This is a genomic window from Streptomyces sp. NPDC090499 (genome assembly GCF_044769305.1).
In the GTDB taxonomy this organism is placed as follows: domain Bacteria; phylum Actinomycetota; class Actinomycetes; order Streptomycetales; family Streptomycetaceae; genus Streptomyces.
Map to the genome: position 1 here is coordinate 135,550 of NZ_JBIVXP010000010.1, position 22,894 is coordinate 158,443.

19 protein-coding genes are annotated in these 22,894 nt (G+C 71.1%); 9 read left to right on the top strand and 10 right to left on the bottom strand.

The window, feature by feature from the left end; genetic code table 11:
• Position 1: 1 nt before the first annotated feature.
• The 3 genes from ACIQVL_RS32265 (at position 2) to cimA (ending at position 3,599) form a co-directional block, all read left to right on the top strand.
• Positions 2–1,036 (top strand): agmatine/peptidylarginine deiminase, encoded by a 1,035-nt coding sequence (locus ACIQVL_RS32265; protein ID WP_403477117.1) that lies wholly within the window; start codon positions 2–4, stop codon positions 1,034–1,036.
• 42 nt (positions 1,037–1,078) lie between these two features.
• Positions 1,079–1,678 carry a TetR/AcrR family transcriptional regulator gene (locus ACIQVL_RS32270; RefSeq protein WP_403432752.1) on the top strand — a complete coding sequence of 200 codons (600 nt, stop codon included), beginning with the start codon at positions 1,079–1,081 and terminating at the stop codon, positions 1,676–1,678.
• A 310-nt stretch (positions 1,679–1,988) separates the two neighbouring features.
• A complete protein-coding gene (cimA, locus tag ACIQVL_RS32275) occupies positions 1,989–3,599 on the top strand; it encodes a citramalate synthase (protein WP_403432754.1) in 1,611 nt (536 codons plus the stop codon).
• Between the two features lie 9 nt (positions 3,600–3,608).
• On the opposite strand, the gene ACIQVL_RS32280 is transcribed toward cimA, so the two are convergent.
• Together ACIQVL_RS32280 and ACIQVL_RS32285 are read right to left on the bottom strand one after the other, a co-directional pair.
• Complete coding sequence (locus ACIQVL_RS32280; protein ID WP_403432756.1) at positions 3,609–4,103, bottom strand: hypothetical protein; 495 nt, start codon at positions 4,101–4,103, stop codon at positions 3,609–3,611.
• Positions 4,104–4,110: 7 nt separating this feature from the next.
• The gene (locus tag ACIQVL_RS32285; RefSeq protein ID WP_403477118.1) at positions 4,111–5,976 is read right to left on the bottom strand and encodes a ricin-type beta-trefoil lectin domain protein; all 1,866 of its coding nucleotides are present in this window, start codon (positions 5,974–5,976) and stop codon (positions 4,111–4,113) included.
• Positions 5,977–6,103: 127 nt separating this feature from the next.
• Between ACIQVL_RS32285 and ACIQVL_RS32290 the strand changes: the two genes are divergently transcribed.
• Both ACIQVL_RS32290 and ACIQVL_RS32295 read left to right on the top strand, forming a co-directional pair.
• Positions 6,104–9,115 carry a glycoside hydrolase family 3 protein gene (locus tag ACIQVL_RS32290; protein ID WP_403477119.1) on the top strand — a complete coding sequence of 1,004 codons (3,012 nt, stop codon included), beginning with the start codon at positions 6,104–6,106 and terminating at the stop codon, positions 9,113–9,115.
• A 42-nt stretch (positions 9,116–9,157) separates the two neighbouring features.
• Positions 9,158–10,531 carry a hypothetical protein gene (locus ACIQVL_RS32295; RefSeq protein ID WP_403477120.1) on the top strand — a complete coding sequence of 458 codons (1,374 nt, stop codon included), beginning with the start codon at positions 9,158–9,160 and terminating at the stop codon, positions 10,529–10,531.
• Between the two features lies 1 nt (position 10,532).
• Here the strand turns inward: ACIQVL_RS32295 and ACIQVL_RS32300 are convergent, their stop codons facing one another.
• Positions 10,533–10,955 (bottom strand): MarR family winged helix-turn-helix transcriptional regulator, encoded by a 423-nt coding sequence (locus ACIQVL_RS32300; protein ID WP_403432766.1) that lies wholly within the window; start codon positions 10,953–10,955, stop codon positions 10,533–10,535.
• 62 nt (positions 10,956–11,017) lie between these two features.
• On the opposite strand from ACIQVL_RS32300, the gene ACIQVL_RS32305 reads away from it, so the two are divergent.
• Positions 11,018–12,073 carry an FUSC family protein gene (locus ACIQVL_RS32305; protein WP_403477121.1) on the top strand — a complete coding sequence of 352 codons (1,056 nt, stop codon included), beginning with the start codon at positions 11,018–11,020 and terminating at the stop codon, positions 12,071–12,073.
• Here the strand turns inward: ACIQVL_RS32305 and ACIQVL_RS32310 are convergent.
• On the bottom strand, positions 12,070–12,522 hold the full coding sequence (locus tag ACIQVL_RS32310; RefSeq protein WP_403477122.1) for a hypothetical protein: 453 nt from the start codon (positions 12,520–12,522) through the stop codon (positions 12,070–12,072). The two genes, ACIQVL_RS32305 and ACIQVL_RS32310, sit on opposite strands and share 4 nt — an antisense overlap.
• 158 nt (positions 12,523–12,680) lie before the next feature.
• On the bottom strand, positions 12,681–14,054 hold the full coding sequence (locus ACIQVL_RS32315) for an MATE family efflux transporter (protein WP_403477123.1): 1,374 nt from the start codon (positions 14,052–14,054) through the stop codon (positions 12,681–12,683).
• 186 nt (positions 14,055–14,240) lie between these two features.
• Between ACIQVL_RS32315 and ACIQVL_RS32320 the strand changes: the two genes are divergently transcribed.
• Complete coding sequence (locus ACIQVL_RS32320; protein ID WP_403432777.1) at positions 14,241–14,924, top strand: DUF899 family protein; 684 nt, start codon at positions 14,241–14,243, stop codon at positions 14,922–14,924.
• Between the two features lie 107 nt (positions 14,925–15,031).
• Here ACIQVL_RS32320 and ACIQVL_RS32325 read toward each other — a convergent pair whose 3' ends face one another.
• Complete coding sequence (locus ACIQVL_RS32325) at positions 15,032–15,628, bottom strand: YceI family protein (RefSeq protein WP_403432779.1); 597 nt, start codon at positions 15,626–15,628, stop codon at positions 15,032–15,034.
• A 465-nt stretch (positions 15,629–16,093) separates the two neighbouring features.
• On the opposite strand from ACIQVL_RS32325, the gene ACIQVL_RS32330 reads away from it, so the two are divergent.
• Together ACIQVL_RS32330 and ACIQVL_RS32335 are read left to right on the top strand one after the other, a co-directional pair.
• Complete coding sequence (locus ACIQVL_RS32330; protein WP_403432781.1) at positions 16,094–17,689, top strand: acyl-CoA carboxylase subunit beta; 1,596 nt, start codon at positions 16,094–16,096, stop codon at positions 17,687–17,689.
• A gap of 35 nt (positions 17,690–17,724) precedes the next feature.
• Positions 17,725–17,922 (top strand): acyl-CoA carboxylase subunit epsilon, encoded by a 198-nt coding sequence (locus ACIQVL_RS32335; RefSeq protein ID WP_089098553.1) that lies wholly within the window; start codon positions 17,725–17,727, stop codon positions 17,920–17,922.
• A gap of 50 nt (positions 17,923–17,972) precedes the next feature.
• Here the strand turns inward: ACIQVL_RS32335 and ACIQVL_RS32340 are convergent, their stop codons facing one another.
• From ACIQVL_RS32340 to ACIQVL_RS32355, 4 genes are all read right to left on the bottom strand, one after another.
• On the bottom strand, positions 17,973–21,140 hold the full coding sequence (locus ACIQVL_RS32340) for an NACHT domain-containing protein (protein ID WP_403432785.1): 3,168 nt from the start codon (positions 21,138–21,140) through the stop codon (positions 17,973–17,975).
• A gap of 104 nt (positions 21,141–21,244) precedes the next feature.
• On the bottom strand, positions 21,245–21,826 hold the full coding sequence (locus ACIQVL_RS32345) for an ATP/GTP-binding protein (RefSeq protein WP_046729246.1): 582 nt from the start codon (positions 21,824–21,826) through the stop codon (positions 21,245–21,247).
• Positions 21,807–22,376 (bottom strand): DUF742 domain-containing protein, encoded by a 570-nt coding sequence (locus ACIQVL_RS32350; protein ID WP_351707153.1) that lies wholly within the window; start codon positions 22,374–22,376, stop codon positions 21,807–21,809. Before ACIQVL_RS32350 ends, ACIQVL_RS32345 begins: the two co-directional genes overlap by 20 nt.
• A gap of 96 nt (positions 22,377–22,472) precedes the next feature.
• A complete protein-coding gene (locus tag ACIQVL_RS32355; RefSeq protein WP_005479603.1) occupies positions 22,473–22,886 on the bottom strand; it encodes a roadblock/LC7 domain-containing protein in 414 nt (137 codons plus the stop codon).
• Positions 22,887–22,894 lie beyond the last annotated feature (8 nt).

The following is a 22,894-nucleotide window of genomic DNA, read 5'->3' on the forward strand; positions in this document are numbered from 1 at the left end:
GATGACTGCTGCCTCCGACGGCTTCCGGATGCCCGCCGAGTGGACCCCGCACGAGCGCACCTGGATGGCGTGGCCGGGTCCCAACCCCACCTTCGACGACGCCGACGACCTCATCGCCGCCCGGATGGCCTGGGCGTCGGTGGCCCGTGCGATCCTCCGCTTCGAACCGGTGACCGTCGTGTGCGGCCCCGGCCAGTCGGCGGCGGCACAGACGCTGCTCGGGCCCGGCGTCGACACCGTCGAGCGGGACCTCGACGACGCCTGGATGCGGGACATCGGCCCCACCTTCCTCACCGACGGACGTGAACTGGCGGCCGTGGACTGGACGTTCAACGGCTGGGGCGCCCAGCACTGGGCCCGCTGGGAGCACGACGCGAAGATCGCCGCGCATGTCGCGGACCTCGCGGGCGCGCGGACGTACGCCTCGCAGCTGGTCAACGAGGGCGGTGCGATCCATGTCGACGGCGAGGGCACCGTCCTGCTGACCGAGACCGTGCAGCTGGGCCCCGAGCGCAACCCGGGCTGGACGAAGGCGGAGGTCGAGGCCGAGATCCACGGGATGCTCGGCACCCGCAAGGCGATATGGCTGCCCCGCGGCCTCACCGGCGACTACCCGCCGTACGGCTTCGGCACCCTCGGCCATGTCGACATCGTCGCCGCCTTCGCCCGCCCGGGAGTCGTGGTCGCGCACTCCCAGCCCGACCCCGCGCACCCCGACCACGAGGTGAGCAAGGAGGTCGTCGGCCTGCTGCGGTCCCAGACCGACGCCCGCGGCCGCACCCTGGAGGTCGTCGAGGTGCCCGCCCCGACCGTCCTGGAGGCCGACGGCCACTGGGCCGACTACTCCTACATCAACCACTACCTCTGCAACGGCGGGGTCGTGCTGTGCGGCTTCGACGACCCGCGCGACGAGATCGCCGCCGGGATCTTCCGCCGTCTCTTCCCCGAGCGGACGGTGACACTGGTGGACGCCCGTACGATCTTCGCGGGGGGTGGCGGTATCCACTGCATCACCCAGCAGCAGCCGAGGATCTAGTGCCAGGGGTTCTGGTTCTGGTCGTAGTTCGAGGAGCCGAAGATGGCCGGTGGGCGCAGACAGGCCCCGCCCCGCGAGGACGTGCTCGCCGCCGCCATGACGATGATCGCCGGCCGGGGCCTGGAGAAGCTCACCATGGCCGCGCTCGGCCGTGAGGTCGGCATGAGCAGCGGCCATCTCCTCTACTACTTCCACTCCAAGGACGAACTCCTGCTCCAGACCCTGGAGTGGAGCGAGGGCCGGCTGGGCGCCGAACGCGGCCGGCTCCTCACCCGGCGCGGCACCGCCCGCGAGCGCCTCGACGCCTACGTCGACCTGTACGTCCCCGACGGGCACCGGGACCCGCACTGGACGCTCTGGCTGGAGGTCTGGAACCGCTCGCAGAACGCCGACGAGGCGGCCCGCGACCGGCAGGCCGCCATCGAGGGCGCCTGGCACCGCGACCTGGTGGCGCTGGTCGCCGAGGGCATCTCGCGCGGCGAGTTCCGGCCGGTCGACCCCGACCGGTTCGCCGCCCGGCTGCGCGCACTGCTCGACGGTTTCTCCATCCACGTGGCGATCGGCCTGCGCGGCACGGACCGGGCGCAGGTGCTCGGCCATGTGCGCGACTTCCTGGAAGCGGACCTCCTCGCGGACGCGTGACGGACTGCACACTGTTCGCATCATGAGACGGACGGTGAGCACGGGGGCGGTCTGTGCCAGACTGCGTCCGTGCTCTCGTTCGCCATGATTATTGGCAGCAGGCGCGCCGGTCCGCAGTGACCACCACGTACGACCAGGTACGGGTGGCCATCGTCGTCCTCGACCCGCGCGCAGACCTCTCGCACCCGCGAGGGGTTTTTTCGTTTTCCGGCCCACCTTCAGCCGGGGGACGGGCGCGAGGGACCATGGAGGGACGGTGGAGCCGGTCATTCCGGTACGACCGAGATTCGACATCAGGAGCCTTGAGACCATGACCGAGACGGAAACCAACGAGCTGGACGACTCGTTCCACGTCTTCGACACCACGCTGCGCGACGGCGCGCAGCGCGAGGGCATCAACCTCACTGTCGCGGACAAGCTCGCCATCGCCCGGCACCTGGACGACTTCGGCGTGGGCTTCATCGAGGGCGGCTGGCCGGGCGCCAACCCCCGGGACACCGAGTTCTTCGCCCGCGCCCAGCAGGAGATCGACTTCAGGCACGCCCAGCTGGTCGCCTTCGGCGCCACCCGCCGGGCGAACGCCAAGGCCGCGGACGACCCCCAGGTCAGGGCGCTGCTGGAGTCCGGCGCCCCGGTGATCACACTGGTCGCCAAGTCCCACGACCGGCACGTCGAGCTGGCTCTGCGCACCACCCTCGACGAGAACCTGGAGATGGTCCGCGACACGGTCTCCTTCCTCAAGGCCCAGGGCCGCCGGGTCTTCGTCGACTGCGAGCACTTCTTCGACGGCTACCGCGCCAACCCCGAGTACGCGAAGGCCGTCGTACGGGCCGCCGCCGAGGCCGGCGCCGACGTGGTCGTCCTCTGCGACACCAACGGCGGCATGCTCCCCGCCCAGGTCAACGCCGTCGTCTCCACCGTCCTCGCGGACACCGGCGCCCGGCTCGGCATCCACGCCCAGGACGACACCGGCTGCGCGGTCGCCAACACCCTCGCCGCGGTCGACGCGGGCGCCACCCACGTCCAGTGCACGGCCAACGGCTACGGCGAGCGGGTCGGCAACGCCAACCTGTTCCCGGTGGTCGCCGCCCTGGAGCTGAAGTACGGCAAGCAGGTGCTGCCCGAGGGCAGGCTCCGCGAGATGACCCGGATCTCGCACGCCATCGCCGAGGTCGTCAACCTCACCCCCTCCACCCACCAGCCCTACGTGGGCGTCTCGGCCTTCGCCCACAAGGCGGGCCTGCACGCCTCCGCGATCAAGGTCGACCCCGACCTCTACCAGCACACCGACCCGGCCCTGGTCGGCAACACCATGCGCATGCTGGTCTCCGACATGGCCGGCCGCGCCTCCGTGGAGCTCAAGGGCAAGGAGCTCGGCGTCGACCTCGGCGGCGACCGCGAACTGGTCGGCCGGGTGGTGGAGCGCGTCAAGGAACGCGAGCTGAGGGGCTACACCTACGAGGCCGCCGACGCCTCCTTCGAGCTCCTGCTGCGCGCCGAGGTCGAGGGCAAACCGCGCTCCTACTTCCGCGTCGAGTCCTGGCGGGCCATCGTCGAGGACCGCCCCGACGGCACCCACGCCAACGAGGCCACCGTCAAGCTCTGGGCCAAGAGCGAGCGCATCGTCGCCACGGCCGAGGGCAACGGCCCGGTCAACGCCCTCGACCGCGCCCTGCGCGTGGGCCTCGAAAAGATCTACCCGCAGCTCGCCAAGCTGGACCTCGTCGACTACAAGGTCCGCATCCTGGAGGGCAAGCACGGCACCGAGTCCACCACCCGCGTCCTGATCTCGACCTCCGACGGCACCGCCGAATGGTCCACGGTGGGCGTCGCGGAGAACGTCATCGCCGCCTCCTGGCAGGCCCTGGAGGACGCGTACACCTACGGCCTGCTGCGCGCGGGGGTCGAGCCGGCGGAGTAGGCCCCCGGTTCAGCAGGAGTCCTCGGCGAGCTTCTCGAACTCGCCGAGGCTCATGACCCGGCCGTCGGCCCAGACCCGGCCGGGCCTCAGCTTCGCCAGGTCGGTCGTGCGGAACGTCAGCGTCGTGCTGTATTCGTAGTTGAACTCGCCCTTCATGAAGCCGAGTCGATAGGTGTAGGCAGCCACCGTGCGCTGGGTCCCGGTGTGCCGGGCGTGCCAGTCGGCCGGCGGATCGAAGAGCGGGAAGCTCGCGTCACCGGTCCGCAGCGTGCCGTCGACCCGCCAACCGGACAGGTCGCGCCCGGAGCCGTCCCGGGCCCGGGTGCCGGTCAGCGACAGCCCTTCGATCCGGTCGTCACCGCACGGCCGGATGACCGCGTGCGGCATCCCGTTCGCCCCCACCCGCACCGCGGCCAGCGGCAGTTCGATCGCCCCGCAGCCGCTCAGCAGCAACGCACCGGCGGCCGTGCCCAGCACGGCCGCCGCCCCCGTGGTACGTCTCATGGCGCTCCTACTGCAGGTGCCACTTCTGGTTGGCGGCGCCCGTGCAGGACCAGATCTGCGCCCTGGCCCCGTTCGCCGACGAGTTGTCCGTGACGTCCAGGCACTTGTTGGCCGCCGTGTTCACCACGTCACCGGAGGACGAGTTGTACGACCACTGTTGCGCACCGGTGCCGTTGCAGTCGTACAACTGCACCTTCGCGCCGTCCGCCGTCGACGCCGACGTCACGTCGAGGCACTTGCCGAGCGCCCGGACCGACCCGTCGGACTGCACGGTCCACTGCTGGGCGGTGGAGCCGTTGCAGTCGTAGAGCTGGACGGCCGTGCCGTTGGTGGTCGAACCGCCCGCCACGTCCAGGCACTTGCTCGCGAGGCCCACGAACGCCCCGGTCTGGCTGGAGCCGCCCGACTGGGTGCCGGACCAGGTGAAGGTCGCCGAGGTCTTGCCGGGGAGCGAGTAGGTGGCGTGCTGGGAGCCCCAGTTGATGGTCACCGACTGCGCGCTCGACGAGTCGTTGTAGGCGATCAGCGCCTTCGAGCCGTCCGGGTTGCGCCAGGCCACGTTCGGCACGGTGGTGGACGCGGTGGAGGCGATCCGCTGCGCGCCGGGCCGGACGAACTTGGTCAGGTGGCCCATGTCGTAGTACTCGACGGTGTAGTCGACCGTCCCGCTCGCGCCGTCCCCGTTGTGGACGGTGACCAGGCCGGTGCAGGTGCCGCAGCCGCCGTTGTGCGGGCCCATGTTCTGGTCCACGGCCAGCGACCACTTGGTCACCGACTTCGCCCAGTTGCGGGTGTAGTCGATGATGTTGGCCATGTCCTCCTTCTGCTGGTTGGCGACCCAGGTGCCGCCGGAGTGCTCGGTGCCGAAGGCGTCCAGCGTGGGGTACTGGTTGTGCACGGTGGTCTGCTCGGAGACGTCACCGCCGTAGCCGTGCCAGGCGATCCCGCCGAAGTTGGGGTGGTTGCGGATCGTCGAGTCGTTGACGAGCGCGGCCGCGTACGAGTCGTACACGTCCCAGTTCCAGTCGTGCGCGAGGACCTTGGTGGACAGGCCGGCCGACTGGAGCTGCGGCAGCAGGTCGTTCTTGAGGAAGTACTGCAGCCCGGAGGCGTTCCAGCTCATCGACGGGTAGCCGGAACAGCAGGTGGGCTCGTTCTGCGGGGTCACGTAGGAGACGTTGACGCCCTGCGCCTGGTACGCCTGGAGGTACTTCACGAAGTACGCGGCGTAGGCGGCGTAGTCCTCCGACTTGAGCCAGCCCCCGTTGAGCGAGCCGCTGTCCTTCATCCAGGCCGGCGCCGTCCATGGCGAGGCCATGACAGTCAGAGAGGGGTTCAGCTGGAGCGCCTGCTTGGTGAGCGGCACGACGTCCGCGAGGTCGTGCGAGATGGAGAAGCTGTTGAGGTTCGGGTCGGTCTGCCCGGCGGGTACGTCGTCGTACGTGTACCCGTACCGCGCCAGGTCCGAGGCGCCCATCGGATTGCGCAGGAACGAGAGGCCGATGCCGTTCGTCGGCGAGAACAGCTTCTGCATGGTGGCGTCCCGGGTGGTCTGGGACAGCGCCCCGCTGCTGTTCATCAGCCAGGCCGCGGTGTCCGTGAAGGACGCGCCGCCGCCGGTGAAGGTCTGGTAGCGGGTGTTCTCGTCGACGGTGATGTTCGTGCCGCTGCCGCCGGTCCCGGCGGAGAAGGCGAACGGCGTCTGCGCCTGGAGCCCGCGGGTGACATGGCGTCCCGCGGAGTCGTCGGTGGTGGTGAGGTACGCGGTGACCTGCTCACCGGCCGCGTGCGCCGGCGGTACGACGGCACTGAAGCCGGCCGCGGTCAGCAGCCCGGCCAGCAACAGGCGCAGGGTGTGGGGGGTTCTTCTCATGGGCACATCGCCCTTCCTGACGGGACGTCTTGACGGGGGTGCGAGCCGTTAGTTAACTCACGTCGTGATCTAAGCCATGAGTGAACTGTGAGAGCCCCGAGTGAACCAGAGAGTCGAGGGAAGGTCCATGCCAAGAGCCGCCCTGCTCGTCTCCACCGCACTGCTCGCCGCCCTGATCCCCCTGTCCGCCGCCAGCGCCGCCGACGACCCCGCTCCCACCCCCGTCGACCACTTCGAGGGCGAGGTCCCCTTCGCCTCCCAGCCGGCCGACGGCATCTTCACCTGGGGAGGCGACAGCGACGACCCGCCCGCCTTGCAGTTCGCCGACCGTGCCGACGCCCCCGAGGGCGCCAAGGTCCTCGCCGGGACCTACGACATCAGCGGCTACGGCGGCTTCACCCACGACTTCGCCGCCACCGAGCCCGCCCACGACTGGTCCGCGCACAAGGGCATCCGCTTCTGGTGGGACGGCCAGGACAACGGCAGGAAGACCGCCTTCGAGATCAAGGACGGCGGCACCAACGGCGAGGCCTCCGAGCTGTGGACGACGTCCTTCACCGACGACTTCACCGGCTGGAAACAGATCGAGATCCCGTTCACCGACTTCGTGTACCGGACCGACTACCAGCCGGTCGGCGGCATCGACCACGTCCTCGGCCTGACCCAGATGTGGGGCTACGCGGTCACCCTCCCCGTCGGGGTCAAGGGGCAGTTCGCCATGGACGACGTGGAGTTGTACGGCAAGGCCGACCAGGCGCTGCGCGCGTCGGTCACCACGGACGCGGCCGTCTACCCGGTCAAGGAGGGCGCCACGGCGACCGTCAAGGTCACCGTCGCGACCACCGGCTCGGCCCCGATCGACGACCCGGTGACCGTCGCCTACGAGACGTCCGGCGGGACCGCCGAGGCCGGCAAGGACTACCGGGCGGTCTCCGGCACCGTCACCTTCCCGGCCGGCACGGCCTCCGGTGCGACGCAGACCATCAAGGTGCCGACGCTGAAGGACCGGTCGGCCGAGTCGGCGGAGACCATCCCGCTGAAGCTCACGGTCACCGGCGCCAAGGCCCCCGCGGAGACCCCGCAGGTCGTTGTCGACGCCCACGGACTGCCGTACCTGGACAGCAAACTGCCCGTGAAGAAGCGGGTCGCCGACCTCCTCTCCCGGATGTCCCTGGCGGAGAAGGTCGGCCAGATGACCCAGGCCGAGCGCGGGGCCGTGGGCACCGGCGGCGACGTCACCGCGTACGACCTCGGCTCGCTGCTCTCCGGCGGCGGCTCGACCCCGACGCCCAACACGGCCGCGGCCTGGGCGCGGATGATCGACGACTTCCAGCTCCGGGCGCAGGCGACCCGTTTCCAGATCCCGCTCGTCTACGGCGCCGACGCCGTCCACGGCCACAACAACCTGGCCGGCGCCACGATCTTCCCGCACAACATCGGCATCGGCGCCACCCGCGACCCCGGGCTCGCCGAGCAGGCCGGTGCGGTGACCGCCTCCGAGGTCCGTGCCACCGGCGTCTCCTGGGACTTCGCCCCCTGCCTCTGCGTCACCCGTGACGAACGCTGGGGCCGCTCCTACGAGTCCTTCGGCGAGGACCCGGCGCTGGTGAAGTCCATGGAGACCGTCATCCAGGGCCTCCAGGGACGCGCCGACGGACGGGACCTGAAGGACGACGACAAGGTCCTCGCCACCGCCAAGCACTTCGTCGGCGACGGCGGCACCGCCTACGGCTCGTCCACGACCGGCACGTACACCATCGACCAGGGCGTCACCACGGTCACCCGGCAGCAGCTGGAGGCGATCCACCTGGCGCCGTACCAGACCGCCGTGGACCGGGGCATCGGCACGGTCATGCCGTCGTACTCCTCGCTGGAGATCATCGGCGACGGCCGGGGCCCGGTGAAGATGCACGCCCGCGCCGACATGATCAACGGGGTGCTGAAGGGCCGGATGGGCTTCCAGGGCTTCGTGATCAGCGACTGGAACGCCATCGACCAGCTCCCGGGCGACTACGCGTCCCACGTCAGCACGGCCGTGAACGCGGGCGTCGACATGATGATGGTGCCGTACAGCTACCAGGACTTCACGAAGACCCTGACCGACCAGGTGAAGGCGGGCACTGTCAGCGAGCAGCGCATCGACGACGCGGTGTCCCGCATCCTCACCCAGAAGTTCAAGCTGGGCCTGTTCGAGCACCCGTACGCAGACACGAGCAACGCCTCGAAGATCGGCTCCACCGGGCACCGGGCCGTCGCCCGGCAGGCGGCCGCCGAGTCGCAGGTGCTGCTGAAGAACTCCGACGGCGTCCTGCCCCTGAAGAAGTCGGAGAAGGTCTACGTCGCCGGGTCCGACGCCGACGACCTCGGCAACCAGACCGGCGGCTGGACCATCACCTGGCAGGGCCAGTCCGGCACCCACACCACCGGCACCACCATCCTCCAGGGCATGAAGAACGCCGGGGGAGACGTCACCTACTCCAAGGACGCCTCGGCGCCGACGAGCGGGTACGACGTGGGCGTGGTCGTGGTCGGCGAGACCCCGTACGCCGAGGGCGTCGGCGACGTCGGCAACGGCAACGACCTCACGCTGACCCCCGCCGACCAGGCCGCCGTGGACAAGGTGTGCGCGGCCATGAAGTGCGCGGTGCTGGTGGTCTCCGGGCGCCCGCAGCTGATCGGCGACCGGCTCGGCGAGATCGACGCCCTGGTGGCGTCCTGGCTGCCGGGCACCGAGGGCGACGGCGTGGCCGACGTGCTCTACGGGAAGAAGGCCTTCACCGGGCAGCTCCCGGTCACCTGGCCGAAGTCCGAGGCGCAGCTGCCGATCAACGTGGGCGACGCGTCGTACGACCCGCAGTACCCCTACGGCTGGGGTCTGACCACGCTGACCAAGGCCCCCAAGGGCGGCGAGGCCACCCTGAAGGCGCTCGGCGCGGCGGCCAGGGCGGCCGATCGGACGGGCTCCGACTCGGCGGCCCGCAAGCTGGTCGGCAAGGCCCGGCTGCTGGTCCAGGCGAAGATCGGGCAGTCGGTCACCGCGGCCGTCTCCAAGCCCTTCGCCGACGCCGACCACCTGCTGCTGACCGGCAGGTACGCGGCGGCGGTGGAGAAGCTGACGGAGGCCTACCGGGCAGCGTAGGAGGACAGCGCCCGAAGGGAGGCTTCGGGGTAGGTTCGAAGCATGAACGCGGTGCGACGGACCACCCGAAGCCTCCCGGGGCTGCTGTTCCTGGCGCTCGTGCTGGCGCTGCTCGCGCTGGCCGCGCCCGCCCCACGGGCGAGTGCGGCCACCGGCGTCTCGGCGGTCGCCGACGCCCTGCGCAAGAACCCGGTGTACGTCGACCCGGCGGCCGCCGCCCAGTTCTCCACGGCCGACGCCCACGCGCTGGCCCGGCAGATCAAGGACGCGGACAAACCCCTGTTCGTCGCCGTCCTGCCGGCCGGCTACCCCACCAAGGACCTCTTCACGAACCTGCGCACCGCCACCGGCGTCACCGGCCTCTACGCGGTCCGCCTCGGCGACCGCTTCGACGCCCGCGCCGACTCCTCGGTGCTGCCGAGGACGGCCGTGCAGAACCTGGTCACCAGCGTCCAGGGCGAGAGCGCCAAGGCCCAGCTGACCGACTTCACCGACCGCGCCCTGACCAACATGGGCGGCAAGGCCCCCGCGTCCTGGGGCGGCGGCAGCACGGGCGGCTCAGGGGTCTCCAGTACGGCGCTGATCGCGCTCGGAGCCGTCGTGGTGGCCGGCGGGGCGGGCGCGTACGCCCTGGTCCGCCGCAACCGCAGGCGCCACGCGGAGGAGCAGCGGGCCGCCCTGGACCGGCTCCGGGTGGTCGTGGACGAGGACATCACCGCGTTCGGCGAGGAACTGGACCGCCTCGACTTCCACCCGGCCGAGCCGGGCGCCGACGACGCGATGCACGCCGACTACGAGCACGCGCTGAACGCTTACGACCAGGCGAAGTCCGCGATGGCCGACGCCCGCAGACCGGAGGACGTCCGGGCGGTCACCCAGGCCCTGGAGGACGGCCGGTTCTCGCTCGCCCAGCTGGCCGCCCGCCGAGCTGGCCGCCCGCTCCCGGAGCGCCGCCCGCCCTGCTTCTTCGACCCCCGGCACGGCCCCTCGGTCACCGACGCCGCCTGGACCCCGCCCGGCGGCGCGCCCCGCGAGGTCCCGGTCTGCGCGGCCGACGCCGCCCGCCTCGCCGACGGCCACGATCCCGCGGTCCGCGAGGTCGACACCGACTACGGCCGCCGCCCCTACTGGGACGCGGGCCCGGCCTACGGCCCCTGGGCGGGCGGCTACTTCGGCGGCGGCATCCTCCCCGGCCTCCTCATCGGCACCGCCCTGGGCGGCTGGATGTCCGCCCCCGCCTACGCGGCCGACTACGGCACCGGATACGGCGACTTCGGCGGCTTCGACACCGGCGGCTACCAGGGCGGCGACGTCTCGGGCGCGGACTTCGACCCCGGGGACTTCGGATCCTTCGGCGGGGGCGGGGACTTCGGGGGCGGGGGCGGCGACAGCGGGGACTTCGGCGGCGGTTTCTGACCTACGGCACGCCCCCCAGCCGCTCCATCACGGAGGCCGCGAGCGACAGCACCCCGCGCTCGGTCTCGCTCAGCGCCCCGAGCGCCGTGGCCAGCCAGGCGTCCCGCTGTGCCATGTCGTCCTCCAGCGCCCGCCGCCCCGCCGCGGTCAGGCTCAGCACGGACTGCCGCCGGTCGGCGGGGTCCGGCGCCCGCCCGACCAGCTCCTCCGCCTCCAGCTCCGCGAAGACCCGGGTCAGCGACTGCGGCCGCTGCCGCTCGGCCGCCGCGACCTCGCCGGGCGTGGACGGCCCGTGCCGGTACAGATGGCCGAGCACCGACAGCTGGTTGGGACTGAGGCTGCCGTCCCCGCGCTCCTGCCGCAGCCGACGGTTGAAGCGGAGGACGGCACGACGGAAGCGGGCGGCTTCGGCGAGATGCTCCATGACAGAAAATCGTACGCGATTACTTACTACTGTCACGTCATGATGACCGTATTATCGGCTCCGTGACCGTCAAACTCATACGCAACGCGTACGAAGTCGGGCTGACGATGACGGCCGTGCTGCTCTCCTGGGGAGCCGCGCTGGCACTGGAGGGGATGGCCGGGCTGCACACCGACGTGCTGGTCCTCGCGGTCGCCCTCACCCTGACCCTCGCCTCGACCCAGCGCACCGCCGACACCCGCCGACGGCTGACGTCACTGGTGCTGCTGCCCGCGACGGCCGCCGCCTCGATCTTCGTCGGCCGCCTGCTCGCCTCCCACTACGCGGCGGGCGCGGCCCTCTACACGGCCGGGATGGCACTGGCCGTCTGGATCCGCCGCTTCGGCCCGGCCGCCACCAAGGCCGGCACCCTGATCGCCCTCCCGCTGGTCGCCCTGCTCGTCGTGCCCGGCCCGGCGCTGCCGCCCGAGGCCCGGAGCGGGCTGGTGACCTGGGGCTGGTCGGCGCTGGTCGGGGCGATGGCGTGCGGCTCGGTCTGGCTGGTGCAGTCCCTCGGCGACCGTTTCGCCCCCTGGCCCCCGGCCCCGGCCCCGGCCACACCCTCGCGCCGCTCCCGCCTCCACCCCCGCCCCAGCACCCGCATGGCACTCCAGATGGCCGCCGGGATCGCCACCGCCTTCACCCTCGGCCACCTGCTCTTCGACGACCACTGGCCCTGGGTCGTACTGACCGCCTACGTCGCCGCGAGCGGCAACCGCGGCCGAACGGACGTACTGCGCAAGGGAATCGAGCGGCTGGCCGGCGCCTGCGCGGGCACCCTCCTGGCGACGGGCGTGGCGGCCACCGGCGTCACCGGCCACACCGCCGTGGCCCTGATGTTCACGACCCTCGCGATCGCCCTCTGGCTGCGCCCCCTCAACTACGCCTACTGGGCGGCAGGCATGACCTGCGCCCTCTCCCTCCTCCTCGGCTACTTCGGCCAGCACGCGGAGTCCCTGCTGCCGACCCGCCTGGAGGGCATCGCGGTGGGCGCGGTCCTGTCGGTGGCGTCGGCGTGGTGGCTGCTGCCGGTACCGAAACGCCGCGAGCCCGCGGCGGCACGGCCGGCGTGGACCTAGTGGTGCCGCCGGTGGTCCGCCGCGAACGCGTCGGAGAGACTCACCGCGGGGCGGCCGAGCAGCTCCGTGAGCGTGCGCCGCTGGCGCTCGGTCAGGGCGGTGACGAAGATCACCGCGTCGGCGCCGGCCCGGTCGCACACCTGAGCCACCTCGCGGACCTTCCCGTACCTGAGCAGAGTCCGCGAGGAGAAGGGCAGACCCGTCTTCCGGACCCCGCCGTCCGAGACACCTCGCCGCTGCACGATCCGGGCGACGACCCGAGCGCCGCGTGCCGCCAGTTCGGCGGCCGCCGACGCCATGACCGTCTCGAAGTCCTTCTGCTTCGCCGAGAAGCAGCCGACCAGAACCACGTCGGCGTCCGCCACCGGGAGCGGGCACACCTGCCGCCGGACCGGCTCCGACGGCCGGCGGCGAGCCGGGCGGCGGTCACGCCTTCGGGACTGATGCATGCGCCACAGGCTAGATGCGGGGCCTCCTCCGACGACACCGCGTTTCCGCCCCGGCCCGCTCGAAGCGGCTGGTGCGAGTGCACGGTGCGGGGCGGTCTCGGTACGGGGACCGTCCGTGACCGGCCCGATCCGAGCCTCGTCACAAGCTCAGGAGGCGTTCATCGTCCTGGCCGCGGTTCCGGGACAGCGGTGGCGTCCCCCTCTGACGCCGTCGACGGGACGGACGCACTGATCCGGACACTGTGGCGGAGGAAGGACACCAGCTTGGTGACGGCCTGGAGCAGGTTCGCGCACGCCAGGGCGGTCCACAGGCCGGGCAGTCCGGCTGTGTCGGCGACCGGGACGGACAACGCGGCCAGGATCCCGAACCACACCGCGGTGGACACCAGGCTCGGCCCGGTGCGTTTGAGTCCGACCAGGCCGAAGCCCGCCACCGCCTGCACGGCGTCCGTGGCCACCACCGCCAGGATCAGCGGCAACAGCCGGATCACCTGATCCTCCAGCGCCGGGGTCCTGGTGAACAGGCCCACCATCGGGCCCCGCAGCATGACCAGGACGGCCCCGAGTACGGTGACCGCGCACAGGGCCACCCGCATCCCGGCCCAGACGCTGCGCCGGATGCGAACGGCGTCCCGGGCCTCGGCGTATTCGGCGATCAAGGGGACCGTGGCCTGACCGACGGCGACCGCCGCGGTGAAGATGACGTTCACCAGCGATTCGGACACGCTGTGCACGGCGGCGCTGTCGGGGCTGATCCGGGCGGCCGCGAAGGTCAGTACTCCGAGCACCGCGAACTTGACGAGTACGGTTCCGCCGAGTGGGAGCCCCACCCGGGCCAGACGCAGTATCCGGCGCGGATCCGGCCGCCCGGGGCGTATCCGCCGGCCGGCCAGCACTGTGCGGCGGCGCAGCGCGTACTGGTTGAGGCCGGTACTGATCAGGCTGGAGGCGAGCATGGCCAGGCCCGCGCCGGTCAGCCCGTGGCTCGGTAACGGTCCCGGGCCCCCGACGAGCAGCACCGACAGGGTCACCGACGCGGCGGTACCCACCAGACCGGACCGCATCACCTGAGCGGAGTGGCCCAGGGCGACCAGCACGGACGTCGCCGACTGGCCGACCGCGATCAGCAGCACGCTGGCCGCCAGCAGCCACGGGAACGCACCCAGCCGGGTGAGGACGCCGGGCCGGACTCCGAACATCTCGCCGAGCAACGGCACCGCCGCCACCGCGGCAGCACAGATCCCGCCCACGGCGAACGCCAGCCACATACCGCTGCGTACCAGCGGCAGCAGTTCGCCGGGGGCGTCGCGATGCGGCGCGACGAACGGCATCACCCCGCGGAGCGCACCCGCCACGGTGGCGGTGGCCGGGCTGAAGACGGCCATGGTCACGGCGAACGCGGCCAGGGAGAGGGTCCCGTGGCGACCGAGGAGCGCGGTGTCGACGAGCGAGCCCGCCGACGCCGCGAGGGTGGTCACGTAAAGCGGCGCGGCCACCTTGGCAATGGTCACGAATGCGCTGCGGTCGCTCACACACGCAGATCGTGTCACTCAACCCCGTCCCCCCGCACGCCAGTTGCCCGATCGTCCCCGAATCCGCCGACGCGGCGGCGAACCGGGGCGCCCGGAGCGGCCGTGCCACGTCACCGCGCTGCCCGCCGCGGGCGACCGGCCTAGACTTGGGGGCCTGGGAGGGGGACCCCACTCCAGGAGGACGCGATGGTGCGGCAGACCAGGCTGGTCGGGGAGTCCGAGGAGTACCTCGGTGCCCGGGAGGAGCTGCGGCTGGCCGAGATCGAGCTGATGCGGCGCCGGGAGGAGGTCGCGGCGCTGCGGCGGGCGCTCCCGCCGGGGCCGGCCGTCGACGACTACGTCTTCCTCGAAGGACCCGACGACCTCGGCGCCGGTGACGCCCCGGTCCGCGAGGTCGCGTTGAGCGAGTTGTTCACCGGGCCCGAACGGCCGCTGATCGTCTACCACTTCATGTACGGCAAGCTCCAGACCAGCGCCTGCCCGATGTGCACGCTGTGGATCGACGGCTACAACGGCATCGCCCACCACGTCACCCGCAACGCGGACTTCGTCGTTGCCGCGGCCGCCGACCCGCCCACCCTCCGGCAGTACGGCCGCGACCGCGGCTGGCACCGGCTGCGGCTGCTCAGCTGTGGTGACAGCACGTTCAAGTACGACCTGGGGAGCGAGGACGAGGACGGCGCGCAGGACTCCACGGTCTCCGTCTTCACCCGCGACGGCGACGGCACGGTCCGGCTCACCTACTCGGCCCATCCGCGGATGGCCGACGACATCCAGGAGCGCGGCATCGACCTGCTGACGCCCGTCTGGCACCTGCTCGACCTGACCCCGCAGGGGCGCGGCGACTGGTACCCGACGATCGACTACTAGGGCACGGCGGACGCAGGGCGCCCGGACATGGCGGAGCGCCGCCCTCAGGGGAGTGGAGGGCGGCGCTCAGCGGGCGTGGTCGGGGCCGGCGGTCCGGCGCCGCGGGGTCACGCGTTCTTGATCGCCGAGATGTCGAAGTTCAGCTTGATCTTGTCGGAGACGAGGACGCCGCCGGTCTCCAGCGTCGCGTTCCAGGTGACGCCCCAGTCGGAGCGCTTGATCTCGGCCTTGCCCTCGAAGCCGACGCGCTCGTTGCCGAACGGGTCCTTGGCGGCACCGTTGAACTCCAGGTCGATGGTGATCGGCCGGGTGACGCCGAGGATCGTGAGGTCGCCGGTGATGCGGTAGTCCTCGCCGCCCAGGGCCTCCGCCTCGGTGGAGCGGAAGGTCATCGTCGGGAACTCGTCGATCTTGAAGAAGTCGGCCGACTTCAGGTGACCGTCGCGGTCGGGGCTGCCGGTGGTGATGCTGTCCATCTTGATGTCGAGGGAGGCCGTGGACTTGGACGGGTCCGTGCCGTCCAGGTGCAGGGTGCCCTCGAACTCCTGGAAGCTGCCCTTGACGTTGGTGACCATCGCGTGGCGGGCCACGAAGCCGAGCGTGGTGTGCGCCGGGTCGATGGTGTAGTCGCCGGTCAGCGCGGCCGTTTCGGCGGTCGTGCCGGCGGCGGGGGTCTCGTCGTTCTTGCGGCCGAAGATGCCCATGAGGTGCTCCTTGGGGGGACGGGTCGCGACTTCTGAGCGGTGCATGAAGCGGTGTGTGCGGAAGGCGCGGACTTGATGTTTAACGTTCAACGAACTCAACGAGAGACACCGTAGACCCATTCCCTTCAACCTTCAACATCATCGACATGCGTGTCGCGTTCGTCACTCACCGTAACGTCGTGTGACCCGATGTCGTGTCGGGAATCGCTGGGGGAGCGGCTAGGCTCCGTGTGGGTGAACCGCCGTCCGGAGGCCTGTGTCACTCCGCGGGTGGTACGGACCGCCGGTGAATGTGAGGCGCATCTCGGCCCCGCCCTTGTGGTACTCCTACAACCGCGAAGCCCTCTGAGCAGTCGGAACGGCTGCATGGGGTTCTGGTTCTGTTCAGTGGTTCCAGGAAAACGCGCCGGAGACTGTACGGAGTCGACGTCTCGCAATCGTTGGTGTCCTTCGTAAGGTCGCTACATGACCGTTTTGGAAGAGACGACGGGTGAGCCCACCGGTGAGCCGACGGACGCGCGCGGGCGCGTCGCCGAGCTGCACGAGATCCGTGCGGCGGCCGTGGCGGGCCCCGGCGAGAAGGCGACCGAGGCGCAGCACGCCAAGGGCAAGCTGACGGCCCGGGAGCGCATCGAGCTGCTCCTGGACCCGGGTTCCTTCCAGGAGGTCGAGCAGCTGCGCCGGCACCGGGCGGTCGGCTTCGGCCTGGAGGCCAAGAAGCCGTACACCGACGGTGTCATCACCGGCTGGGGCACGGTCGAGGGCCGCACGGTCTTCGTCTACGCCCATGACTTCCGGATCTTCGGCGGCGCGCTGGGCGAGGCCCACGCCACCAAGATCCACAAGATCATGGACATGGCCATCGCGGCCGGTGCCCCGCTGGTCTCGCTGAACGACGGCGCCGGGGCCCGGATCCAGGAGGGCGTCTCCGCCCTCGCCGGCTACGGCGGCATCTTCCAGCGCAACACCAGGGCGAGCGGTGTCATCCCGCAGATCTCCGTGATGCTCGGCCCGTGCGCCGGCGGCGCGGCCTACTCGCCCGCCCTCACCGACTTCGTCTTCATGGTCCGCGAGACCTCGCAGATGTTCATCACGGGACCGGACGTCGTCAAGGCGGTCACCGGCGAGGAGATCACCCAGAACGGGCTCGGCGGCGCCGACGTCCACGCGGAGACCTCCGGCGTCTGCCACTTCGCGTACGACGACGAGGAGACCTGCATCGCGGAGGTCCGCTACCTCCTCTCGCTCCTCCCGCAGAACAACCGCGAGAACCCGCCGCGCGTCGAGTCCACGGACCCGGTCGACCGCCGCAGCGACGTCCTCCTCGACCTCGTCCCGGCCGACGGCAACCGGCCGTACGACATGACCAAGGTCATCGAGGAGATCGTCGACGACGGCGAGTTCCTGGAGGTCCACGAGCGCTGGGCGCGGAACATCATCTGTGCGCTGGCCCGGATCGACGGCCAGGTGGTCGGCATCATCGCCAACCAGCCGCAGGTGCTCGCGGGCGTCCTGGACATCGAGGCGAGTGAAAAAGCTGCGCGCTTTGTCCAGATGTGTGACGCTTTCAATGTTCCGATCGTCACATTCCTGGACGTACCGGGCTTCCTGCCCGGTGTCGACCAGGAGCACGGCGGGATCATCCGGCACGGCGCGAAGCTCCTCTACGCCTACTGCAACGCGACCGTGCCCCGGATCTCCCTGATCCTGCGCAAGGCGTACGGAGGTGCCTACATCGTCATGGACTCCCAGTCGATCGGTGCCGACCTGACCTACGCCTGGCCGACGAACGAGATCGCGGTCATGGGCGCCGAGGGTGCGGCCAACGTGATCTTCCGCCGGCAGATCGCCTCCGCCGAGGACCCCGAGGCCATGCGGGCCCGCATGGTCAAGGAGTACAAGTCCGAGCTGATGCACCCCTACTACGCGGCCGAGCGCGGCCTGGTCGACGACGTCATCGACCCGGCCGAGACCCGCGAGGTGCTCGCCAAGTCGCTGGCGATGCTGCACACCAAGCACGCCGACCTGCCGTCCCGTAAGCACGGCAACCCCCCGCAGTAATCCTGCGGAAACCTCTCTCACGGAGACTGACACCCATGAACGTGCCTGACATCCGCGTCGAGAAGGGCAATGCCGACCCGGAGGAAGTCGCCGCCATAACGGCGGTCCTCCTGGCCCGTGCGGCCGCCCGGCCGACCGCCGACACCGAGCAGACCCACCGCGGCCGCGCCAAGGCAGGCTGGCGCCGCCTGGAGCGCGAGAACGGCTTCCGCGCCCCGCACAGCTGGCACTGACCCTTCGGGCGACGTGCGCCCTGACCCCGCTCTCCTCCGGGAGGGCGGGGTCAGTGCCGTTTCACGCGGATGCCGGGGATGGGGGCGGCGGGCGGCGGGACCTGCGCCGAAGCGATCACCACCAGCCGGCGCTGATGCGGACCACGGCCCAGGGTGCGCAGGTCGAGGGGGTTGTCCGCGCCGGCCGGGTGCGTCCGCAGGTCCAGTGTGCGCAACTGGTCCAGCGCGCCGACGGGCCCCAGGTCGGCCGGCAGCCGGCAACCGTACAGTTCGAGCCTGGACAGCCGCGGTGGCCAGCTCTCCTGGGCGGGAAGCCACGTGCTCAGGTCGTAACCGCACAGGCTCAGGTGGGTCATGTCCGTCAACCGCCCGAGCCCGCCGAGGCCCCGTGGCACGCCGGAACCGGTGAGGAAGAGGCTCTGCCAGGGGGCTCGCTCCAGCAGCGGAGCCAGGTCGACGTTCTCGGCGAGTGTGCCCAGCCCCAGGCTCACCAGGGAGTCCGGCACGGGGACGGCGTCGAGCTTCGGCAGGGAAGTCCAGTTCTGCAGCTGCAGGTTGGTCAGCCCGGTCAGACCACGCAGCGGTTCGACGTCGGCCAGCGGCAGGTCGTCCATGCCGCACAGGACCAGGTTGCGCAGTCCGGGCCGTTCGGCCAGGGGCGAGAGGTCGTTCTCGCCCACCAGGCGCGGCACCCAGAGCTGGTCCAGCTCGCCGAGCGCGGACGTGGCGGCCAGCCCTTCCGTGAACTCGTATCCGATCCATATCCGCCGTGCCCCGCGCAGCTGCAGTACCGCCGGCCACTGAGCGGGGTGGGACAGATGCAGCTCCACCGAGTCGAGCGGAAGCCGGGACAGCACCCGGCGCGCGTACCCGTCCGGGTCGAAGTACGCCCACGACTCGACGAGTTCGTCCCGTACGCCGGCGTCGTCACTGGCCGCCGCGAACCCGGCCAGCCGGTCCATGGCCTCCTCGCCTCCGATCAGCGCCGCCGTGCGTACGGTCGTCCGCGCCGCCCGCGCCGAGAGCCCGTCCAGGGCCGCGGGCAGCCGGTGCGTCAACACGGGCCCCACGGCCGCGAGCGACCTCGCCTCGGACTCCCGCCGGGGCGGCAGCAGCACGCCCAGCGCCTCGTCGAGCCGGCGTGCCACATCGTCCGGCACGGTCGTCATGGTCTCCAGGCAGGACGCGGCGAGCAGCCGCAGCCGCCGGGCGTGGCGGGGCTCGTCGGCGGCGCGGTCCAGGAGGGCGCCGATCAGTTCCCGTCGCTGCCTCAGGTTCGCGTGCCCCGCCGCCATCACGATCGTCTCGCGCCACAGGTCGAGGTGAGCGCGCTCGACCAGGTTGCCCATGTTGTCCTCGTCCGCCGCGTCCTCGGCGGCGAGATACTCCTGAAAGGTGCGGTGCACGAAGTCGACGCGGCCCGCCACGGGGGAGCGCAGGACCCCCGACCGTCCGATCAGGTGGTCCAGGACCGCATCGCCGTCGGCCTCGTCCAGATGCCGCATGGACCTCAGCCGGGAGGCGACGTGCCGGCAGGCCTGCTCGGTGGAGATCTCGGTGCGGTTGTTGTCGGACAGCCGCCATGCCAGGTCGCGCAGCACGCACAGCTTGTCCGACAGGGTGAGCGGGCTGTCCAGGGCGCTCGGCACCCGGCGGTCCGCGTCCCGGTGCTGGACCAGCGTCTCCAGTGCGATCTTGTACAACTCCATGCGGTTACGCGGCAGTTGGCGGCCCTTGCTGAGGTGCAGGGTGCAGATCAGCGCGGCCAGCAGCGGGTTGGCGGCCAGCGACTGGAGATGCGGACGGTCCTGCAGACTGGTGAGCAGCGACTGCTCGTACTGCGGGAGCTCCTCGACCGCGCACGGCAGTTCGTCGCCTTGTTCCCGTACCGCACGGTGCCACTGCCGGACGAAGGCGGTCAGGTCGGCCGGGGCCAGCCGGTCCAGCTGGTAGGCCGTGAAGTCCAGCGCGCGCAGCCAGTCCGTGCGGGCGGCCGCCGGCCGGGTCGTGACCACGGCCCGGATGCCGGGGTACGCGTTCAGCAGGCCGGTCAGCCAGGCGCGCACCGCCTGCCGCTCGCCGGCCGGCAGTTCGTCCACCCCGTCCACCAGGAGCAGCACCCGTCCGTCGCGCAGGGCCCGGTCCATCCAGCCCCTCGGCGTGTGGCCGGTGAGAGCGCCCGCGACCCCGTCCAGCAGGGCCTCCGGCAACGGCAGTTCCCGTCCCGCGTACCGCCGCAGCTTCACCAGGACCGGAATCAGCCCGTTCCAGCTGCCCAGCGGCCCGGAGAAGGCCCCTCTGGCCGCCGTCACCGCCAGCCACTGCATCAGCGTGGTCTTCCCGGAGCCCGCCTCTCCGCGCAGCAGTACCCGGGAGGCACCGCCCAGCGCGTTCTCCACCCGCTTTCCGGAGCTGTCCGGCTCCTCCCAGTCCCGCAGGCCCCGCCGCAGCAGCGGACGCCTCTCGACGGCCGTCCGGCGGTGTCCGTCGTCCGGCGTGGCCCGCATGCTCACGTACGCGACCGACAGCTTCGCCCGGGTCACCTGCTCCGAGGCCACACGGAACAGCTCCACCTCGTCCAGGGACCGGCTCACCAGGCCGAGGTACTCCCGCAGGAACGCCTCGTCCTCGTCCGAGCCCTCGGGCGCGTACAGCGAACGCGTCGGCAACCGCTCCAGCACCCGGGCGAGTTCGGCCCCGAGCGAGGTGGTGCGGCCGAGCAGCTCCGTGACGGCCCGCTCGGTGAACACGGGCAGGCGGCGCAGCACCCGTACGTAGCACTCGCAGCACTCGGCGAAGAGCACCTCGTAGTAGCGCTCCGCGGGCTCGCCCAGTCCGCCGGGCCGGGGAGTGTCGTGCCGTATCCGCCGTACCAGCTCCGCCGCGTCCGCGTCCGATCCCAGCACCGTCTCGTCGGACAGGTCGGCGTGCGCGAACGTGTCCGTGACGGCCTGGACCGCGGCCAGCCGTTCGTGCTCGGCGAGCCCCGGGAACTCGTGCGCCAGCAGCGGCTCGACCCGGGCCGCCACGGCGTCCGCGATCTCCTCGAACTGCCGTTCCACGCTCCGCTGGGACCTCAGGCCGGGAACCCGGGACCGGATCAGGTCCGACATCTCCGCCCGGCGTTCCTGCTCCTGCCGCCGGGCACCCAGCCACAGCCGTACGGCACTCGTCGCCACCGTCTGCCCCAGGCGCACCGCGGCCACTTCGATGCTCATCCCCGCCTCCCCCACTCGGCAGATGGCTCATTGTGGCAGCGGGGTACGCCAAAAGGGCCCCTGCCTGATGGAAAGGGGCCCCAGGAACCTCGGAGAACCGGCCGCTACCGCAGCCGGGCCATCAGAGCGTGCTCGACCAGCGTGATCAGCGCCGACTTCGCGTCGGCACGGTGCCGCGCGTCGGTCGTGATGATCGGGGTGTCGGGGCCGATCTGGAGGGCCTCGCGGACCTCTTCGGGGTTGTACGGCTGGTTGCCGTCGAAGCCGTTGAGGGCGATGACGAAGGGGAGACCCGAGTTCTCGAAGTAGTCGACCGCGGGGAAGCAGTCGGCGAGACGGCGGGTGTCCACCAGGACGATGGCGCCGATGGCGCCGCGTACCAGGTCGTCCCACATGAACCAGAAACGGTCCTGACCGGGCGTGCCGAACAGGTAAAGGATCAGGTCCTGGTCCAGGGTGATGCGGCCGAAGTCCATGGCGACCGTCGTGGTCGTCTTGTCCCCGGTGTGGGTGAGGTCGTCGATGCCGGCAGACGCGGACGTCATCACGGCCTCTGTGCGCAGCGGGTTGATCTCCGAGACGGCACCGACGAACGTGGTCTTGCCCACGCCGAAGCCGCCCGCCACCACGATCTTCGCGGAGGTGGTGGAGCGGGAAGGACCGCCGCTAGAGCTTGCGAAGTCCACTGAGCACCCTTTCGAGCAGTGTCACGTCTGGCTGGCCACCGGCGTTCTCGTCGCCGCCGGGCTGATGGATGGCGACCAGGCCCGCCTCCGCCAAGTCGGCGACGAGGATCCTGGCCACGCCGAGAGGGATCGACAGCAGGGCCGAGACTTCGGCCACCGACTTGATCTCCCGGCAGAGGTTGCAGATCCGCTGATGCTCGGGCAACTGGCCCTGCATCTGGTGCGGCTGCGCGGTGGTGTGCACCAGCGCCTCGATGGCGAGCTGGTACCGCGGGCGGGTCCGGCCGCCGGTCATGGCGTACGGACGTACCAGGGGGTTGCTTGACCCCGAGGCCGGCGCCGGCTCGGGGCGGCGCTGCGGCTGCACGGGCTGGATGCGCGGCGCCGGCGGCTGGTCGTACGGCGAGGGGCCGGGGCCCTGCGGAGCGTACGGCTGCCGGTGGCTCGGCGTGGAGGGGAAGTTGTACCGGTTCCCGGAACCGTCGCCCTGGCCCTGCGCAGGCCCGTACGACCAGTTGCCGTTATTAGAACCGCCTGGGGGTGTTGCCACTTTCTCTCCTCCTCCGACCGTGCCGGGCACCCAACCTTGTGGAGCCGCGTCCCGAAACCTTACGGCCCCGGGACGCGAAAACGCACCGTCTGACTATTAGTTGAGAAGGCTTCCCTGGAGTTCCGCACGCAGATCCGGGGTAAGAACCGTGCCCGCGCGGTCCACCAAAAGGGCCATCTCGTACCCAATCAGGCCGATGTCGGCCTCCGGGTGGGCCAGGACCGCGAGCGAGGAACCATCGGAAACGGACATGATGAACAGGAATCCCCGCTCCATCTCCACAACCGTCTGATTCACGCTGCCGCCCTCGAAGATCCGGGAGGCGCCTGCCGTCAGAGACGTCAGACCGGAGGCGACGGCCGCGAGCTGGTCGGCGCGGTCGCGGGGGAAGCCTTCGGACATCGCCAGAAGGAGTCCGTCGGCGGAGACCACCACCGTGTGGGACACCCCCGGGGTGTTGTCCACGAAGTTGGTGATCAACCAGTTCAGGTTCTGTGCCGCCTGGCTCATCGGGCTCA

Bases quoted from the DNA above. Each gene is read 5' to 3' on its own strand.
- ACIQVL_RS32320 (WP_403432777.1), top strand. From the start codon at position 14,241: ATGGTGCGGCAGACCAGGCTGGTCGGGGAGTCCGAGGAGTACCTCGGT.
- ACIQVL_RS32280 (WP_403432756.1), bottom strand. From the start codon at position 4,103: ATGAGACGTACCACGGGGGCGGCGGCCGTGCTGGGCACGGCCGCCGGT.
- ACIQVL_RS32270 (WP_403432752.1), top strand. From the start codon at position 1,079: ATGGCCGGTGGGCGCAGACAGGCCCCGCCCCGCGAGGACGTGCTCGCC.
- ACIQVL_RS32265 (WP_403477117.1), top strand. From the start codon at position 2: ATGACTGCTGCCTCCGACGGCTTCCGGATGCCCGCCGAGTGGACCCCG.
- ACIQVL_RS32295 (WP_403477120.1), top strand. From the start codon at position 9,158: ATGAACGCGGTGCGACGGACCACCCGAAGCCTCCCGGGGCTGCTGTTC.
- ACIQVL_RS32335 (WP_089098553.1), top strand. From the start codon at position 17,725: ATGAACGTGCCTGACATCCGCGTCGAGAAGGGCAATGCCGACCCGGAG.
- ACIQVL_RS32325 (WP_403432779.1), bottom strand. From the start codon at position 15,628: ATGGGCATCTTCGGCCGCAAGAACGACGAGACCCCCGCCGCCGGCACG.
- ACIQVL_RS32300 (WP_403432766.1), bottom strand. From the start codon at position 10,955: ATGGAGCATCTCGCCGAAGCCGCCCGCTTCCGTCGTGCCGTCCTCCGC.
- ACIQVL_RS32285 (WP_403477118.1), bottom strand. From the start codon at position 5,976: ATGAGAAGAACCCCCCACACCCTGCGCCTGTTGCTGGCCGGGCTGCTG.
- ACIQVL_RS32355 (WP_005479603.1), bottom strand. From the start codon at position 22,886: ATGAGCCAGGCGGCACAGAACCTGAACTGGTTGATCACCAACTTCGTG.
- ACIQVL_RS32290 (WP_403477119.1), top strand. From the start codon at position 6,104: ATGCCAAGAGCCGCCCTGCTCGTCTCCACCGCACTGCTCGCCGCCCTG.
- cimA (WP_403432754.1), top strand. From the start codon at position 1,989: ATGACCGAGACGGAAACCAACGAGCTGGACGACTCGTTCCACGTCTTC.
- ACIQVL_RS32330 (WP_403432781.1), top strand. From the start codon at position 16,094: ATGACCGTTTTGGAAGAGACGACGGGTGAGCCCACCGGTGAGCCGACG.
- ACIQVL_RS32310 (WP_403477122.1), bottom strand. From the start codon at position 12,522: ATGCATCAGTCCCGAAGGCGTGACCGCCGCCCGGCTCGCCGCCGGCCG.
- ACIQVL_RS32340 (WP_403432785.1), bottom strand. From the start codon at position 21,140: ATGAGCATCGAAGTGGCCGCGGTGCGCCTGGGGCAGACGGTGGCGACG.